Origin of the sequence: Psychrobacter sp. (genome assembly GCF_049295055.1) — a bacterium.
Taxonomy (GTDB): domain Bacteria; phylum Pseudomonadota; class Gammaproteobacteria; order Pseudomonadales; family Moraxellaceae; genus Psychrobacter.
This window is the reverse complement of the sequence record NZ_JBAQQF010000010.1, coordinates 75970-91126: the sequence shown is the minus strand read 5'-3', so window position 1 is coordinate 91126 and position 15157 is coordinate 75970. Positions and strand designations below refer to the sequence as shown.

Genomic DNA, 15157 nt, shown 5'->3' with positions numbered 1-15157 from the left:
AATCATGTCAACTAAAAGTACTTATTACGCACCTACAGGCGGCTTACCACCACAAACACAATTACTATCAGATCGCGCTATCTTCACCGAAGGTTATGCGATTATTCCAAAACGTGTACTAACCGACATTGTTATTAGCTATCTGCCGTTTTGGACAGGCATGCGCATGTGGGTGCTTGCACGTCCACTTACCGGTTTCTCTGAAACCTTTTCACAATATATCGTCGAAGTAGAGCCTAATGGCGGCTCAGAAAAACCTGAGCTAGATGCAAATGCCGAAGGTGTTGTATTCATCGTTGAAGGCGAAATGGATATCACTATTGAAGGTGAGTCTCATCATCTTGAATCAGGTGGTTATGCATTTTTACCACCTGGCTGCAAATGGACGCTGAAAAACAATAGCGACAAACATGTTAAATTCCATTGGATCCGTAAAGCTTATCAATTTGTAGACGGTATCGATGCGCCTGAAGCCTTTGTAACAAGCGATCACGATGTTGAAGCGATTGAGATGCCAAACACAGGCGGCGTATGGACAACCACTCGATTTACAGAGCAGTCTGATATGCGTCACGACATGCATGTAAACATTGTGACTTTCCAGCCAGGTGGCGTGATTCCCTTTGATGAAACGCATGTGATGGAACATGGTTTGTATGTATTAGAAGGTAAAGCCGTCTATCACTTAAACGGTGAATGGGTAGAAGTTGAAGCAGGTGACTTTATGTGGCTGCGCGCATTCTGCCCACAATCTTGTTACGCCGGCGGACCTGGTCCATTTAGATACTTACTATATAAAGACGTGAATCGTCATATGCCGTTTATTCGTCCAGTAAGATAAATAATCTAGAATAAACAATATAAAGTCATAATTGTTCATTCGAATAGATCATTTATTAGTTTTTAGAACACTACCAAAATTTTTAATAATCAAGCTAGCTAATTACGATTAGCTGGCTTTTTATTTTTATGCTGAATTGAATGTTTTTAAACAGCGCTTTAATCAAGCAATGCTAAAATATTAATCACTTTACTTGTTTTTTATGTACTACTGTACTAGAATACTGAAACAAGATAGCTATTATCTCTTTTTTTATGAAGATTAAATATTATGAGTACTGACCCCTATCGCAGCTTATTAAACCATTTAGCCAATTGTCATGACAGCACCGATATCGACATGCTGCTCAATGCGCTACTAACCGATAAAGAGCAATTTGAGATTGCCAATCGTATTCGTATTTTTGATTTATTAGCGCGCGGCGTTACCCAACGTGAAATATCTGAGCAGTTAGGCGTCGGTATTGCCACGGTCTCTCGCGGTGCCAAGGCCATGCAAATTCACGATGTCAGTGCACTGCTCACGACCCACAGACAAGATTCTTAATGCATTAACCAACAATTCCTGATTTTATTTTAGCACTACCTATTTGAATTACTTTGGACCTCGTTATGACCTCTTTTAAGCCCCAACATGACAAACCTGTTGCTATTGATATTCCAAGCAAGCCGCAGCGGATAAAGCTGACGCAAGATATTGATTTTTTCGCCTTATTTAAACGGATTGAACGGGTTTTCGACACCTGTTATTTGCTCGAATCCTTGGGCGAAGACAGTCATATGTCACGCCATCATGCTATTGGTTTTGATCCAGTCATGACTATTGCAGCGATTGACCGCACGACGCTTGCCATTACCGATAATAAAAGCGCTGAAACCAAACATTATCAGACAGAAAACCCCTATCAGCTGCTACGTACTATCACGCCACAGCACGTCATTGCCCGTGAGCAAAGCGGTGGTTTGGTTGGTTACTTGGGTTACGACAGTGTCAATTTCTTTGAGCCAAGTGTCAATGCGAAGCCTAGCGATGATTTTGAGCCGTTTAAATTCGGCGTCTATCTAGATGGCTTGACGCTCGATAAGATGACGGGTGAAATTTTCTATTTCTATTACCCAACCGCTCAGCAAGACAACCGTATCGAACAAATCAAAGCGTTACTTGATGCACCAATTCCAAGCTATGAGCCACCCACCGTTCAGTTTTTGGGTGATGGCATGAGTCAAGAAGAGCACGCTAAAGTCGTCATGCAAGTCAAAGAAGACATCATCTCTGGGCGTATCTTTCAGTGTGAAGTTGGCTTTAAGTCCAAATATCGTATTGCTGGCGATAAGATGCCGATTTATGAAAAGCTGCGTGCGGTCAATCCATCACCGCACATGTATTTTATGAAGTTTGCTCAGCAGTGCATTATAGGTGCCTCGCCTGAATTGCTGTTTCGCTTGCGTCAAGGCGAGATGGAAACGTATCCGCTCGCCGGCACGGCAAAGCGCGGCATCGACGTGGCTGAAGACCGTCAACTTGCTAGAGCATTACTCAACGATGCCAAAGAGATTGCTGAGCACAATATGCTGGTCGATCTGCATCGCAATGATATTGGGCGCGTCGCACAATTTGGTACCGTAAAAGTGCGTAATTTAATGGATATCAAACGCTTCTCACACGTACAGCATATCTCCTCTGAAATCGTCGGTATTCTACATCCTGATGAGGATATGTTTAGCGCCCTTGCTAGCAATTTCCCTGCTGGTACCTTGTCAGGTGCACCAAAAGTTGAAGCAATCAAAGTCATTAATGAGCTAGAGCCAGATGGTCGTGGTGCTTATGGCGGTGCGCTTGGATCCTTTAACTTTAACGGTGACTGTATTTTTGCCATTCCTATCCGCAGCTTATTCATTAATGGCGAGTCCGCCTACGCACAAACCTGTGGCGGCAATGTCTACGACTCTAATCCTGCGGATGAATATTTAGAAATTCAGCGTAAGCTTTCTGCGATGAAAGTGGTATTAGACAGCTTTATGCAGCCGTAATTAAATATATATAATTTATCAAAGAGTTTATGACCCATGAATGTTTTAATTATCGATAATTACGACTCGTTTACCTTTAATCTTTATCAATATATTGGTGAGATTTTGCAAACGATGGGCGGTGATAAAGAATCTAACGTCATCGTTAAACGCAATAACGAGATTACTTTAGCAGATGTACAGGCGATGAATCTTGACCGAATCATCATCTCACCCGGTCCTGGCGCACCTGATGATCCTGCTTATTTTGGTATTTGTGCCGAAGTGATTGAGGTGATGGGTAAGACGACGCCGCTATTGGGCGTCTGCTTAGGTATGCAGGGTATCGCTCATGTATTTGGCGGTGACGTGATACGTGCTAGTGTACCGATGCATGGCAAAGTCTCAGCCATTCGCCATGATGGCGCAGCCGTTTATAACGATTTGCCGCAAGAAATAGAAATCATGCGCTATCATTCATTGATGGTACAAGCAGATACGCTACCGGATTGTTTGACGGTCACAGCTGTCGTTGCCAGTAATGAGCATGCTGAGCTAAGCTTGACTGATGCAGCGCTAGCAGGTGATGAGATAATGGGACTACAGCATAAAGACTATCCGATTCAAGGCGTACAGTTTCATCCTGAATCATTTGCGACTGAAGGGGCCAAGCGTTTGCTCACGAACTTTTTATTGCAGGTATAAATATATTATGGTTATCTTCAACCTAAATAAATCGAGCTTACTGACCTATCAATGGCTATACCGTGCGAGTTTATTCGTCAGTCCGATGCTAACCGCTTCTTTTAGCTCAGCCGTGACGCCTGTAAAAGCAAATTTTATATTAGGAATGGATGTACAAGGTCAACGCTTAAACCTTTACCATGGTTGTGGTGAAGGCAGTGTCAGTTGTGATGATATGCTACTGGTTGCACCAGATTTGGGACGCTTATTGCAAACCAAACAACTTAGAAAAAGACAAAGTAAATCACCCTATGTCGTCAAGCTATATTCTGCTAAGACCAAGCATAGCTTATGTAACGATGGCGTGGCCCCTTGTGGCTTTCAAGGTTATCGCTTCAAGGGTGAGGATGTTAATGGATTTATAGAGCCAGCAAATAATGAAATATATATAGAGAATAATCGGACGCAAGATAGCGCTACTTTCTCCTATCAAGAAAACTCAACTTATTTGCCATTGGTTTCGCAAGCTGGGCTTATTGATAGCTTATACAAGAATTCTGACAAGGCATTAAACGATAACTATCTATCAGTTCGACGCGACATAATAAACAACTACGGGCAAACCTCGGCAAATAACTTTAAAGAAGACCAACTTAAATGGGTTATCAATCGTTCAAAAGACTGTGGCGCTGATACTAAACATCTTCCAAGAACCCAAGCTGAAAAAGTATGTTTTATTCAAAAAAATACTGAGCGTATGGAAAGCTATTTCTTATGGATCGATTAAGGCGTGTCCTCACTTTGAGAATAGACTTATCGCTTAAGTCGGTGCCTTAGCAAGATTTATCACGCAGTATTAGGCAACTTTAAGCATCAGCAATACCCATTTATGAATCGTTAAACCCACCCTAATAAAGTGATTCCATTATAGCGGTCTATTTTAAGTAGTCTATTAATGGATTTGAGGGGTGAAATGACTGGCTCCGTTGTGGTATAGATCGCTAAGACAGGTGTGGTGTGGTATGGTTTGATTTTTATCGTCATGCTGCGTAATCGAAATCTCCCAAGTTTAGTTATACGGATTTGACAGCAGGGGTCATAGAGAGTGGGATGAATTTCATAATGGTTAATGCATTTACGATTGAACCTGTCCAAAATTTAATTACTGCATCTACTGCAGCATTAGGTTGTGGACTACTCATTGGTCTAGAAAGAGAACGTAGCAAACAACGTGAAAATCAACACAGCTTTGCAGGTATTAGATCTTTTGCAATTTGCGCTCTATTAGGAGCAATTTGTTTTTCTTTCGGTTTATTTATGGGACTCGTAGGGGCATTGATAGTAGGTGGTATAAGTATCATCTCTACTAATAAACAAATTGAAGATCCAGGTGTAACCACTGAACTTGCTTTTATACTCACCTATTTTATAGGTGGACTATGTTTATGGCATATTCCTTATGCAGCTGCACTTACAGTCGTCCTTACCTTCCTTTTAATGACAAAGCATTCAATGCATGGAGTAGCGGTTAGATGGATTACTGAGCGTGAATTCAAAGATGGTATCTTTTTACTGGCTTTACTTTTAATTGCACTTCCTTTAATCCCCGATAGGGCTCTTTGGGGTTCAGTACTAAATCCTTATATTATTTTAAAATTATTGACATTGATTTTAGCAGTGCAAGCACTAGCACATATAGCAAAGAGGCTTCTACCATCACGCCACGCCATGTTTGTATCTGCTTTAGCATCAGGATTTGTATCCAGCACAGCCTGCGTTGCAAGCCTTGGAATAGAAGTTCGTCAAGGTCGTGCAGATGCAAAAGAAAATGCTGGAGCTGCCCTTATATCCTGTGTCGCAACAGTGGTACAACTTCTTATTATTGTTGCAGGTGTAAGTTTTAGTTGGCTTAAAATTTTATTATTCCCATCTATTACTGCCATTATAATTTTAATTATTCCTGGAATATGGTTGATGAGAAAAACTCGATCTGAAAAGAAAGTTAAGTTAACTGATACACCCATGTTTAGTTTAAAAGAGGCGGGTATCATTGTAGTTTCACTTACTATTATTCAAGTACTTGTTTATGGTTTAAGTTTATGGCTGGGTGACGCAGGTCTTATAGCAGGAACCGTACTTAGTTCTATGTTTGAGGTGCATGCAGCAATGGCTGCCGTAGTAATGCAAGGGAACCCAACTAACCCTATTTTATTGCTCGCCTTATTATTAGGCTTAGCGACACATGCAATTTCTAAATCAATTAATGCGGCAATTACTGGTGGTTTCCAATACGCACTTGCTTTTGTTCCAACCCAAATTATTCATATGACTGTTTTAATTATCTTGATATATACTATGACGAATAATTAAAATATTTCTCTAATTTATTGGCGTAATGGACATTTTTCATGCTGATACAGGGTCTAATGACATATGTACAGTTACGTCAGAGCGTTTCTAAAATTTTAAGGTAAGTTGCTTCACACCCTTGAATTGAGGTCGAACCCATCGAAAAACTTTGAGATATCATCAACAAGTACACTGTGATGTATACTTAAAGCAACAATCTACAGTTAATAATATAAATATCAGCAACTTACCTATCAAGCATGGTACCCGCAGAGGGAACTACATCTTTTAATGAACAGTAAGCTACTGGGCAACAGTACCCACCCATAGTTAAAGAGTTATGTTAAATGAAAATTGGTATAAAAAAGCTACTGTGTCGGTTGCGCTAAAATAGCGATATCTTTAGACAAGTATGTTTAACAGGTATTAGGGTATATTGAATACAGACTCATATCGAACGTAAATGATAAAGACTTATGCAAAAGGTCTAATGCTGATAAAAATGAGGAATGAGCCAAAAAAAATCATCAGCCGATTGACTGATGATTTTTTTACAACTGAATACGTTACAACTAAACACGTTATAACTGATTAAGCGGCTTACAGCTGAATACGCTGTAAAAATGCCTGCGTACGTGGGTGCGTTGACAGCTCAAACATCTGCTCAGCGCTACCCTCTTCGACTACTTGACCATCTTCAATCAAGACTACATGATCTGCAACATCGCGGGCAAAATTAATCTCATGCGTCACCACAACCATCGTCCAACCCTCAGAAGCTAATTGCTTCATGGTTCCCAGCACATCTTGTACCAGCTCAGGATCAAGCGCAGACGTCGGTTCATCGAATAACAACAATGACGGCTCGATAGCGAGCGCACGGGCAATACCAATACGCTGCTGCTGACCGCCCGATAGCTGAAATGGGTAAAGATCAGCCTTATCTGACAATCCTACCTTATCAAGTAATGCCACTGCCTGCTCACGCGCTTGCGCTTTGCTGCGTCCTTGTACCACCGTCGGTCCAAGCATCAAATTTTCAATCGCTGTCTTATGCGGAAACAAATTATAAGACTGAAAAACCATACCTGACTTACGCTGCAAAGCCAATAAAGTTTTCTTTTTGGGTTTGGTGGCAAAATCGACCGTCAAGCTGCCATCATCAAAAGCTATCACCCCTTGATCAGGAATCTCAAGCGCATTCAAACAACGCAAAAAGGTGGTTTTACCAGAACCTGACGGTCCTAATATCACCACCACTTTACCTTTATGAATAGTCAAATCAATGCCTTTGAGCACCTGATTGCTGCCAAAAGCTTTATGAATATTGGTGATTTGAATCATAAGAGGTCCACTTGCAAATTAAAAAACACACGGATTAAAGAGATGAGCAATGTAGCATCGATTGATAGCGATATCATTTGGCAACATAACGATCAAGACGCGTTTCCAGCCTACCTTGGATAAAGGTCAAAAACAGACAAATACCCCAGTAGATAACGGCCGCTTCGATATAGACCAACATAAACTCATAGTTACGCGCGGTGATAATCTGCGCTTGTTTAAATAGCTCAGTCACCAACACTAGCGATGCTAATGAGGTATCTTTTACCAAACTGATAAAGGTATTAGATAGCGGCGGTACGGACACGCGCAATGCCTGCGGCAAAATAACGTGGCGAAAGGTCTGTAAATACGTCAAGCCAACGGTTGCACCCGCTTCCCACTGCCCTTTTGCAATAGACAAGATAGAAGCGCGCACGGTCTCTGACGCATAAGCACCAATGTTCAGCGAAAAAGCAATAATCGCTGACGGAAAAGGGTCAAGCTTAACCCCAACGCTCGGTAAGCCATAAAAGATAATAAACAGCTGCACCAGCATCGGCGTGCCGCGAATGGCAGACACATAAATGCGAGCAAGCCGGTAAACAATCTCGTGAATCCAACCAGCGCGCGGCACAATACGAATCAGTGCTACACTCAAAGCAATAGCCATACCGATCGCAAATGAGATCAATGCCAGCGGTATCGAATAATAGATACCGCCTTTAAGCATCGGCCAAAAGGACGAGATAACAATCTGCGCCCGCTCAGGACTCATAAATGGCAAGAGTGCCAATAAATCTGCTAACCCTGACGTTATAGAAGCTGGCATAATAGAAGCAAGCATTATTTTTGCTGACTTATATCAGCACCAAAGAATTCTTGGCTCAATTTGGTAAGCGTGCCATCAGCTGCCAATGCTGCCATGGCTTCGTCTAACTTTGCTAACACCGCATCATCACCTTTTATCAATACCAAGCCCGAACCTGTTTGCTCACTGACAGGGGCTGTCAGTTTAATCTCAAGCGCCGCATCTGGGAATTTCTTTAGATAATCCAATATCGCAAGATTGTCATTCATGGTAAAGTCAGCGCGGTCTTGTTTGACCAACTGAATCGCTTGCGCCATACCATCAACAGGGACGATTTCAGCTTGATAACGCTCTGCAAGCTCGCCATAGTTACTGGTCAGAGATTGAGCGCTACGCAAACCTTTTAACGCTTCCCACGAGCTATAACGGTTATCATCCTTTGGCGCTAAAACGACTGCGCCTGACCAGCTATAGGCTTGCGCTTTGTCATACTTCGCTAAACGCTCAGGCGTAGTCAAGCTAACTTGGTTGGCGACCATATCGAAGCGTTTTGAATCAAGACCTGCCAGCATCGCATCCCACTGAGTTTCTTGAAACTCTACTTCAACACCCAATTTATCAGCAACAGCACGTGTCACTTCAACATCATAGCCGGTCAACTTACCGCTCTCGTCATGATAGGTGAACGGAGGATAAGTGCCTTCGGTACCAACGTTGATGGTGCCACCACTATTGATACGCTGTAGCAAATCAGAACCACCGCTTGCAGCGGTGTCGGTTGCCTTGGTTTCAGTATCGTTAGTATTAGACTGGCCACAAGCGGCGAGAAATAAGGTACTAGCGGCAAGCGCTAAGAGAGTACGACGTTTCATAAGACGTCCTTATAATAGTGAATAAATGAGCGTTATTAGATAAAACGGTATTATTTGGCTTTGGCTGTCCGATTTGAGGATTCTTGGCACCTGTTTCAATGCTGTTTTTATATTATCTTCAAATATTTGCAGTCTTTTAGGTTAGTTTTTGACGTTATCGATGCTAATCAAATAGTCGCTCATCCATATACTAGCTCACTTCAGAAAGAATAAACGTACAAAAACAGTGAGTATGCGTAAGGTTATTATAGTTCTCCTGAGAATTGGTAGCGATCTCCTGCATGCCACATTTTGACAAACGTTAATACGCGACCGAACGAATACGTCTGGCGGCGTAACACTAAGGTCGGCGACTGAGGCGCAATCTTTAGCGCTTCGGCAACCTCAGTCGGTGCCGCTAAAGCTCTTATGGTATAGCTGCCACGCTCTAGGGGACTTTTTGCAATTAAATAGTCGCTGGTATTAACCAGACTAAAATCCTGCTCAATGAAATGAGGTACTTTCCTCGCATCGACCCAGCGCTCTTCAAATTGTATTGGTTGATCATCAGCAAAATGAATAATTTTAACTTCGTACAACACAGGCTGGTCATCATCATTAACGACGCCATTCGTATTATTGTTATCCATCTGCTCTTGAGCTGACGATGCTGTATCGTCAATATCAAATTTTTTGCGCATCCAATCATCAAGCATGGCAGCGGTAATGGTGCGTTTACTGACTACTTGCGCCTGATAATCACGATTGGCTGACTTTAAGTCTTCAGCGATATTGCGCACTTCTACAAAGGTATGATTAAACTGCTGCTGTGCAACAAACGTCCCCGACCCTTGCCGACGCTCTAGTACGCGCTCCTCACTCAATTCTTTTAAAGCGCGATTGACGGTCATTCTTGATACGCCAAACTCTTCTGCCAACGCCATTTCTGTCGAAATCGCATTGCCCGCTTGCCACTTACCAGAGTGAATATTATCTAATATTGCATTTTTGATGCGTTGATACGCTGGAACTGTCTTTTCTGTATTCAGTTTTACCATGCCGATTTTACCTTTATTACTTCTATTTCTAATTGTCAGTTTTAATCGTCCATTGCACACACATTAATGCCGCCATAATATCACGTCATCGTCAAAATCATGGCTTACTTGCTAGCCGATTGCAAATAATTGCATCCTAAATAAAAAAAGTCCTTGCAACATAAAATCATTTTTGATAATTTGTATATACAACTTCTAGATAATACTAACAGGTTCTTAGCTTAATTTAGCGTCATTGAGAAAGCGTTATTAACTGCTCTTGGTTAATTACCCTTGATTAGTTACCTAACGTTAGAAAAAATTTAGACCCGTGTTTTAAAGACTTTATATTAATTACCTTTTTTGCTATGAACAGATGATCTCAAGGAATGACGATGACTACTAATGGAATAAATCAGAATAACGAATTTACGCGCCGTGATGAGACACGCAATATTGCTGCCCCTACTGGTAGCACCTTGCATTGCAAAAGCTGGCTGACCGAAGCTCCTTATCGCATGCTACAAAATAATCTTCATCCTGATGTCGCTGAGAACCCTAAAAGTTTAGTGGTTTATGGCGGTATTGGTCGCGCTGCCCGTAACTGGGAAAGCTATGATCAAATTTTGGAATCCTTAAAAGTCTTAGAAGATGACGAAACTCTATTGGTACAGTCGGGTAAACCAGTGGGTGTTTTTCAGACTCACGAAAATGCACCGCGTGTATTAATTGCCAACTCAAACCTAGTGCCGCGCTGGGCGACGTGGGAGCATTTTAACGAGCTCGATCGCAAAGACTTGATGATGTATGGGCAGATGACGGCGGGTAGCTGGATATACATTGGCACTCAAGGCATCGTGCAAGGTACTTATGAGACCTTTGTCGAAGCAGGCCGCCAACATTACGATGGTAGTTGGGCTGGACGCTGGATTTTAACTGCGGGTCTTGGTGGTATGGGCGGCGCGCAGCCATTAGCCGCGACTTTTGCGGGTGCGACTTCGCTAAATATTGAATGCCAACAATCCAGCATCGATTTTCGTCTACGTACCGGCTACGTCGATAAGCAAGCGGATGACTTAGACCACGCTTACGAGCTGATCAAACAACATACGGACGCTGGTGAAGCGGTCTCTATCGCCCTACTGGGTAATGCCGCCGATATCTTACCTGAAATGGTCAAACGCGCCAATGCAGGTGGCATGAAGCCTGACTTAGTGACTGACCAAACCTCAGCTCACGACCTAATCAATGGCTATCTCCCTAGTGGTTGGACCGTTGATGAATGGAAAGCCGCGCAAGAAGATCACAGTCAACATGCGGCACTGACTAAGGCTGCGGCTGAGTCTTGCGCCGTCCATGTACAAGCTATTTTAGACTTACAAGCGATGGATATTCCAGCAACCGACTACGGTAATAATATTCGCCAAGTCGCGTTTGATGAAGGGGTTAAAGATGCCTTTAACTTCCCAGGTTTTGTACCCGCTTATATTCGCCCGCTATTTTGCCAAGGTAAAGGCCCATTCCGCTGGGTGGCGCTATCAGGTGATCCAGAAGATATCTATAAGACCGATCAAAAAATCAAAGAGCTATTTCCTGAAAATACCCATATCCATCGCTGGCTTGATATGGCAAAAGAGCATATTCAGTTTCAAGGGTTACCCGCACGTATTTGCTGGTTAGGTTTGGGTGAGCGTGATAAAGCAGGACTTGCCTTTAACGAGATGGTCAAAAGCGGCGAGCTAAAAGGCCCTATCGTTATTGGTCGTGACCATTTAGATACCGGTTCAGTTGCCAGCCCTAACCGTGAAACAGAAAGCATGAAAGATGGCTCAGATGCGGTATCTGATTGGGCATTATTAAACGGTATGCTCAATGTCGCAGGCGGCGCCACTTGGGTATCACTACATCATGGCGGCGGCGTTGGCATGGGTTACTCGCAGCACTCAGGTATGGTTATCGTCGCTGACGGTACGGATGCCGCAGCCAAACGCTTAGCTCGCGTATTGGTTAATGATTGCGGTTCAGGTGTGATGCGTCATGCCGATGCGGGTTACGAGCTGGCGATTAAAACGGCTAAGGACTATGGCCTAAATCTTCCTATGATTAAGTAGCGTTTCCTTATAAGCGTATAAATAACATTTTATCAAGGAGGATAATATGGTTGAGCAAGATACTATTGAGCAAAATACTACTCAGCATGGGCAGCATGGGCAACCTGCTAACACTACGCCCGATATAACGCCACCTGAAAAGCTACTATCAACACCTATCGCAATATTACAGCTGATCGTATTTAGCGCGATAGGTTTGGTAATGTTTTTTGTACCGTTTACTATCGGCGAAAAAAGCACCATCTTATTTGATCACGGGGCAACTTATCTGGTCACTCAGCAGCATACTCTTGCAATAGTGCTGTTATTTTTACTCATGATTTATGGGGTGGGTAAGCCTTTTTATGATGGCTCGTGGCGTAAAAATATTACCAATACGATATTGACCGTCTTTAAAGTCATTGGCTTGGTACTGGCTATTATGTACGTCACTGGTGCCGCACCTGACTTTATGATGGAAAAGGATATGCTGCCGTTTCTATTTGAAAAACTGGCGCTGCCGGTTGGTATGATTGTTCCTATTGGTGCATTGATCTTAGCGTTTTTAGTCGGCTTTGGCTTACTTGAAACGGTTGGCGTACTGATGCAACCTATCATGAAGCCCATTTGGAAAACTCCGGGTGCATCCGCCATTGATGCCGTTGCCTCTTTTGTCGGTAGTTATTCTATTGGTCTATTAATTACCAACCGCGTTTATCTACAAAAACAATACTCTGCACGTGAAGCGATCATTATTGCTACTGGATTTTCAACCGTGTCAGCAGCGTTTATGGTGATTGTTGCTAAAACATTAGGGCTAATGGAATTTTGGAATGTATTCTTTTGGTCGACACTGGTCATTACTTTTATCGTTACCGCTATCACTGCTCGTATTCCACCGATTAGTCGTGCTGATAATGAAGTAGAGCGTCCAGAATTAACTTATAAAAAAGGCACGCGTTTAGCAGCCGCGTTAGATTTAGGGATTGCGACTTCACGCCAAGCGACCGATTTAAAACATATTTTATGGTCTAACTTTAGAGACGGCATCACGATGGCTGCTGCTATTGTGCCCTCTATTATTGCGGTTGGTTTAACGGGATTGTTGTTGGCAAAATATACCCCTGTTTTCGACGTGCTAGGCTTATTACTTTATCCGTTTACTTGGTTGGGCGGATTACCAGATCCGCTAGTCGCTGCTAAAGGAATGTCAGCAGGGCTTGCTGAGATGTTCTTGCCTGCCTTGTTACTCAGTGATGCCGAGATTTTGACCCGCTATGTCGCCGGTGTGATTTCAATTAGCAGCGTACTGTTCTTTTCCGCGATGATTCCGTGTGTGCTTGCAACCGAAATCCCATTGTCAGTGGGCAAAATGGTCATTATTTGGTTTCAGCGGGTGGTACTGAGTATTCTACTGGCCGCAGCGTTTGGACAGTTGGCCCTATATTTTGGTTGGATTGCCTAGCTTTCTTTTATCAAAATATTATGACGCTTTAATCACACTTTAATCCCGTTTTAATCACTTTTTCAAGCGTATCAATAAAACGAATTATATAACCAATATAAACAGGAACACCTTTATGACCACTATAAAAAAACTAATGCTAAACCCACGCCAATTAAGCTTTGAGATGTTACGCGGTATTTATGATCAGCCAGTATCCTTAACGCTGCCTGATAGCGCTTATGAGGCGATCGATGCCTCGCACGAAGATGTACGTACCATCATTGCTCGTGATAAAAGCGCCTATGGTATCAATACCGGTTTTGGCTTATTAGCAAAGACTCGAATTAGTGATGATCAGCTTGAATTACTACAGCACAATCTTATCGTGTCGCATTCTGTTGGTACTGGCGAACCCTTACCAGACAGCGTGGTTCGACTGATTATGGTCATGAAGGTTGCCAGCTTAGCACAAGGCGTTTCTGGCGTACGACGCGTCGTCGTCGATGGTTTATTGGCATTGATTAACCATCAAATTACTCCGCACATTCCGGTTAAAGGCTCAGTCGGTGCGTCCGGTGATTTAGCGCCTTTGTCCCATATGACGCTAGCGCTAATGGGCGAAGGAGATGTCTATGTCGATGGTCAATGTGTGCCAGCCGCTGACGCTCTAGCGCAGCATGGCCTTGAGCCCATCACCCTTGCCGCGAAAGAAGGTTTGGCATTAATCAATGGCACGCAAGTGTCAACTGCACTTGCGCTACGGGGCTATTTCTTAGCGCGTGACTTATTAGAATCGGCAACTATCGTTGGTTCACTGTCTATTGACGCGGCAAAAGGCTCGGATGCACCATTTGATGCCCGTATCCATGAAGTCCGTGGTCATCATGGGCAAATTGAAATTGCCAAAGCGCATCGCCAATTGATTAGAGGCAGTGCTATTCGCGCCTCTCATGATGGCGAGCAAGACGATAGAGTGCAAGACCCTTACTGCTTACGTTGTCAGCCGCAAGTGATGGGCGCATGCCTTGATATTATCAATCAAGCAGGCCAAACCTTATTAATCGAAGCCAATGCCGTCACTGACAATCCGCTAATCTTCACCAACGATGATGGTCCCGTTGCTATCTCAGGCGGTAACTTCCATGCTGAACCGGTGGCATTTGCCGCTGATATTTTAGCCTTGGCGATTGCTGAAATTGGTGCGATGTCTGAGCGCCGCGTGGCATTATTAATTGATGCAACCTTGTCCGGTTTACCGCCATTCTTGGTCGATAATGCTGGCTTAAACTCAGGCTTTATGATTGCGCACGTGACCGCAGCGGCACTAGCATCAGAGAATAAGTCCATCGCCCATCCGGGTAGTGTCGACAGTATCCCAACTTCTGCCAATCAAGAAGACCATGTGTCGATGGCCACTTATTGCGCACGCCGTTTATACGAGATGGCGCAAAATACCGCGACCATTATCGGTATCGAGCTACTAGCTGCCGGTCAAGGTATCGATTTCCAGCGCGGGCTTGAAACCTCAGAGCCATTGACGACAGCTCATCAGCTTCTACGCGCGCAAGTTACTTTTTATGATAAAGACCGCTACTTAGCGCCTGATATCGAAGCGGCAAAGCAGCTAATACTCAGTCGTACTTTAACCGACCATTGGCAGGATCTACGTGGCGACTGGTATCTTTCTAAATAAAGATGACTTTTAAATAGGAAGT

At 43.3% G+C, this 15157-nt stretch carries 13 protein-coding genes; 9 read left to right on the top strand and 4 right to left on the bottom strand.

Annotation, left to right across the window (positions count from 1 at the left end; all coding sequences use genetic code 11):
* Positions 1-4: 4 nt before the first annotated feature.
* From WAZ74_RS02105 to WAZ74_RS02080, 6 genes are all read left to right on the top strand, one after another.
* Positions 5-841 (top strand): bifunctional allantoicase/(S)-ureidoglycine aminohydrolase, encoded by an 837-nt coding sequence (locus WAZ74_RS02105; RefSeq protein ID WP_422305297.1) that lies wholly within the window; start codon positions 5-7, stop codon positions 839-841.
* A 270-nt stretch (positions 842-1111) separates the two neighbouring features.
* Positions 1112-1387 carry a Trp family transcriptional regulator gene (locus WAZ74_RS02100; protein ID WP_422305295.1) on the top strand — a complete coding sequence of 92 codons (276 nt, stop codon included), beginning with the start codon at positions 1112-1114 and terminating at the stop codon, positions 1385-1387.
* A gap of 65 nt (positions 1388-1452) precedes the next feature.
* Positions 1453-2871, top strand: a complete 1419-nt coding sequence (locus WAZ74_RS02095; protein WP_422305293.1) for an anthranilate synthase component I family protein — start codon at positions 1453-1455, stop codon at positions 2869-2871.
* Between the two features lie 36 nt (positions 2872-2907).
* Positions 2908-3555, top strand: coding sequence for an anthranilate synthase component II (locus WAZ74_RS02090; protein WP_422305290.1), 648 nt, complete (start codon positions 2908-2910; stop codon positions 3553-3555).
* 7 nt (positions 3556-3562) lie between these two features.
* A complete protein-coding gene (locus WAZ74_RS02085; protein ID WP_422305288.1) occupies positions 3563-4321 on the top strand; it encodes a hypothetical protein in 759 nt (252 codons plus the stop codon).
* A gap of 323 nt (positions 4322-4644) precedes the next feature.
* The gene (locus tag WAZ74_RS02080) at positions 4645-5904 is read left to right on the top strand and encodes an MgtC/SapB family protein (protein ID WP_422305286.1); all 1260 of its coding nucleotides are present in this window, start codon (positions 4645-4647) and stop codon (positions 5902-5904) included.
* 579 nt (positions 5905-6483) lie between these two features.
* Here the strand turns inward: WAZ74_RS02080 and WAZ74_RS02075 are convergent.
* The 4 genes from WAZ74_RS02075 to WAZ74_RS02060 all read right to left on the bottom strand — a co-directional run bounded on the left by WAZ74_RS02075 (position 6484) and on the right by WAZ74_RS02060 (position 9926).
* Positions 6484-7227: an amino acid ABC transporter ATP-binding protein gene (locus WAZ74_RS02075; protein WP_422305284.1), complete on the bottom strand. Its 744-nt coding sequence runs from the start codon at positions 7225-7227 to the stop codon at positions 6484-6486.
* Positions 7228-7300: 73 nt separating this feature from the next.
* Positions 7301-7984: an amino acid ABC transporter permease gene (locus tag WAZ74_RS02070; RefSeq protein WP_422305359.1), complete on the bottom strand. Its 684-nt coding sequence runs from the start codon at positions 7982-7984 to the stop codon at positions 7301-7303.
* A gap of 68 nt (positions 7985-8052) precedes the next feature.
* Entirely contained in the window at positions 8053-8889 is an 837-nt protein-coding gene (locus WAZ74_RS02065) for a transporter substrate-binding domain-containing protein (protein ID WP_422305282.1), read from the bottom strand.
* 245 nt (positions 8890-9134) lie between these two features.
* A complete protein-coding gene (locus tag WAZ74_RS02060; RefSeq protein WP_422305280.1) occupies positions 9135-9926 on the bottom strand; it encodes a UTRA domain-containing protein in 792 nt (263 codons plus the stop codon).
* 374 nt (positions 9927-10300) lie between these two features.
* Here WAZ74_RS02060 and hutU point away from each other — a divergent pair, with 374 nt between their 5' ends.
* The 3 genes from hutU to hutH all read left to right on the top strand — a co-directional run bounded on the left by hutU (position 10301) and on the right by hutH (position 15135).
* Entirely contained in the window at positions 10301-12016 is a 1716-nt protein-coding gene (gene hutU / locus WAZ74_RS02055) for a urocanate hydratase (RefSeq protein ID WP_422305278.1), read from the top strand.
* A gap of 46 nt (positions 12017-12062) precedes the next feature.
* Positions 12063-13460: a YjiH family protein gene (locus WAZ74_RS02050; protein ID WP_422305275.1), complete on the top strand. Its 1398-nt coding sequence runs from the start codon at positions 12063-12065 to the stop codon at positions 13458-13460.
* A gap of 115 nt (positions 13461-13575) precedes the next feature.
* Entirely contained in the window at positions 13576-15135 is a 1560-nt protein-coding gene (gene hutH / locus WAZ74_RS02045; RefSeq protein ID WP_422305273.1) for a histidine ammonia-lyase, read from the top strand.
* Positions 15136-15157: the final 22 nt, after the last annotated feature.

Excerpts from the sequence above, each read along its gene's own strand:
- WAZ74_RS02105 (WP_422305297.1), top strand. The coding sequence starts at position 5 with ATGTCAACTAAAAGTACTTATTACGCACCTACAGGCGGCTTACCACCA.
- WAZ74_RS02100 (WP_422305295.1), top strand. The coding sequence starts at position 1,112 with ATGAGTACTGACCCCTATCGCAGCTTATTAAACCATTTAGCCAATTGT.
- WAZ74_RS02095 (WP_422305293.1), top strand. The coding sequence starts at position 1,453 with ATGACCTCTTTTAAGCCCCAACATGACAAACCTGTTGCTATTGATATT.
- WAZ74_RS02090 (WP_422305290.1), top strand. The coding sequence starts at position 2,908 with ATGAATGTTTTAATTATCGATAATTACGACTCGTTTACCTTTAATCTT.
- WAZ74_RS02085 (WP_422305288.1), top strand. The coding sequence starts at position 3,563 with ATGGTTATCTTCAACCTAAATAAATCGAGCTTACTGACCTATCAATGG.
- WAZ74_RS02080 (WP_422305286.1), top strand. The coding sequence starts at position 4,645 with ATGAATTTCATAATGGTTAATGCATTTACGATTGAACCTGTCCAAAAT.
- WAZ74_RS02075 (WP_422305284.1), bottom strand. The coding sequence starts at position 7,227 with ATGATTCAAATCACCAATATTCATAAAGCTTTTGGCAGCAATCAGGTG.
- WAZ74_RS02070 (WP_422305359.1), bottom strand. The coding sequence starts at position 7,984 with ATGAGTCCTGAGCGGGCGCAGATTGTTATCTCGTCCTTTTGGCCGATG.
- WAZ74_RS02065 (WP_422305282.1), bottom strand. The coding sequence starts at position 8,889 with ATGAAACGTCGTACTCTCTTAGCGCTTGCCGCTAGTACCTTATTTCTC.
- WAZ74_RS02060 (WP_422305280.1), bottom strand. The coding sequence starts at position 9,926 with ATGGTAAAACTGAATACAGAAAAGACAGTTCCAGCGTATCAACGCATC.
- hutU (WP_422305278.1), top strand. The coding sequence starts at position 10,301 with ATGACTACTAATGGAATAAATCAGAATAACGAATTTACGCGCCGTGAT.
- WAZ74_RS02050 (WP_422305275.1), top strand. The coding sequence starts at position 12,063 with ATGGTTGAGCAAGATACTATTGAGCAAAATACTACTCAGCATGGGCAG.
- hutH (WP_422305273.1), top strand. The coding sequence starts at position 13,576 with ATGACCACTATAAAAAAACTAATGCTAAACCCACGCCAATTAAGCTTT.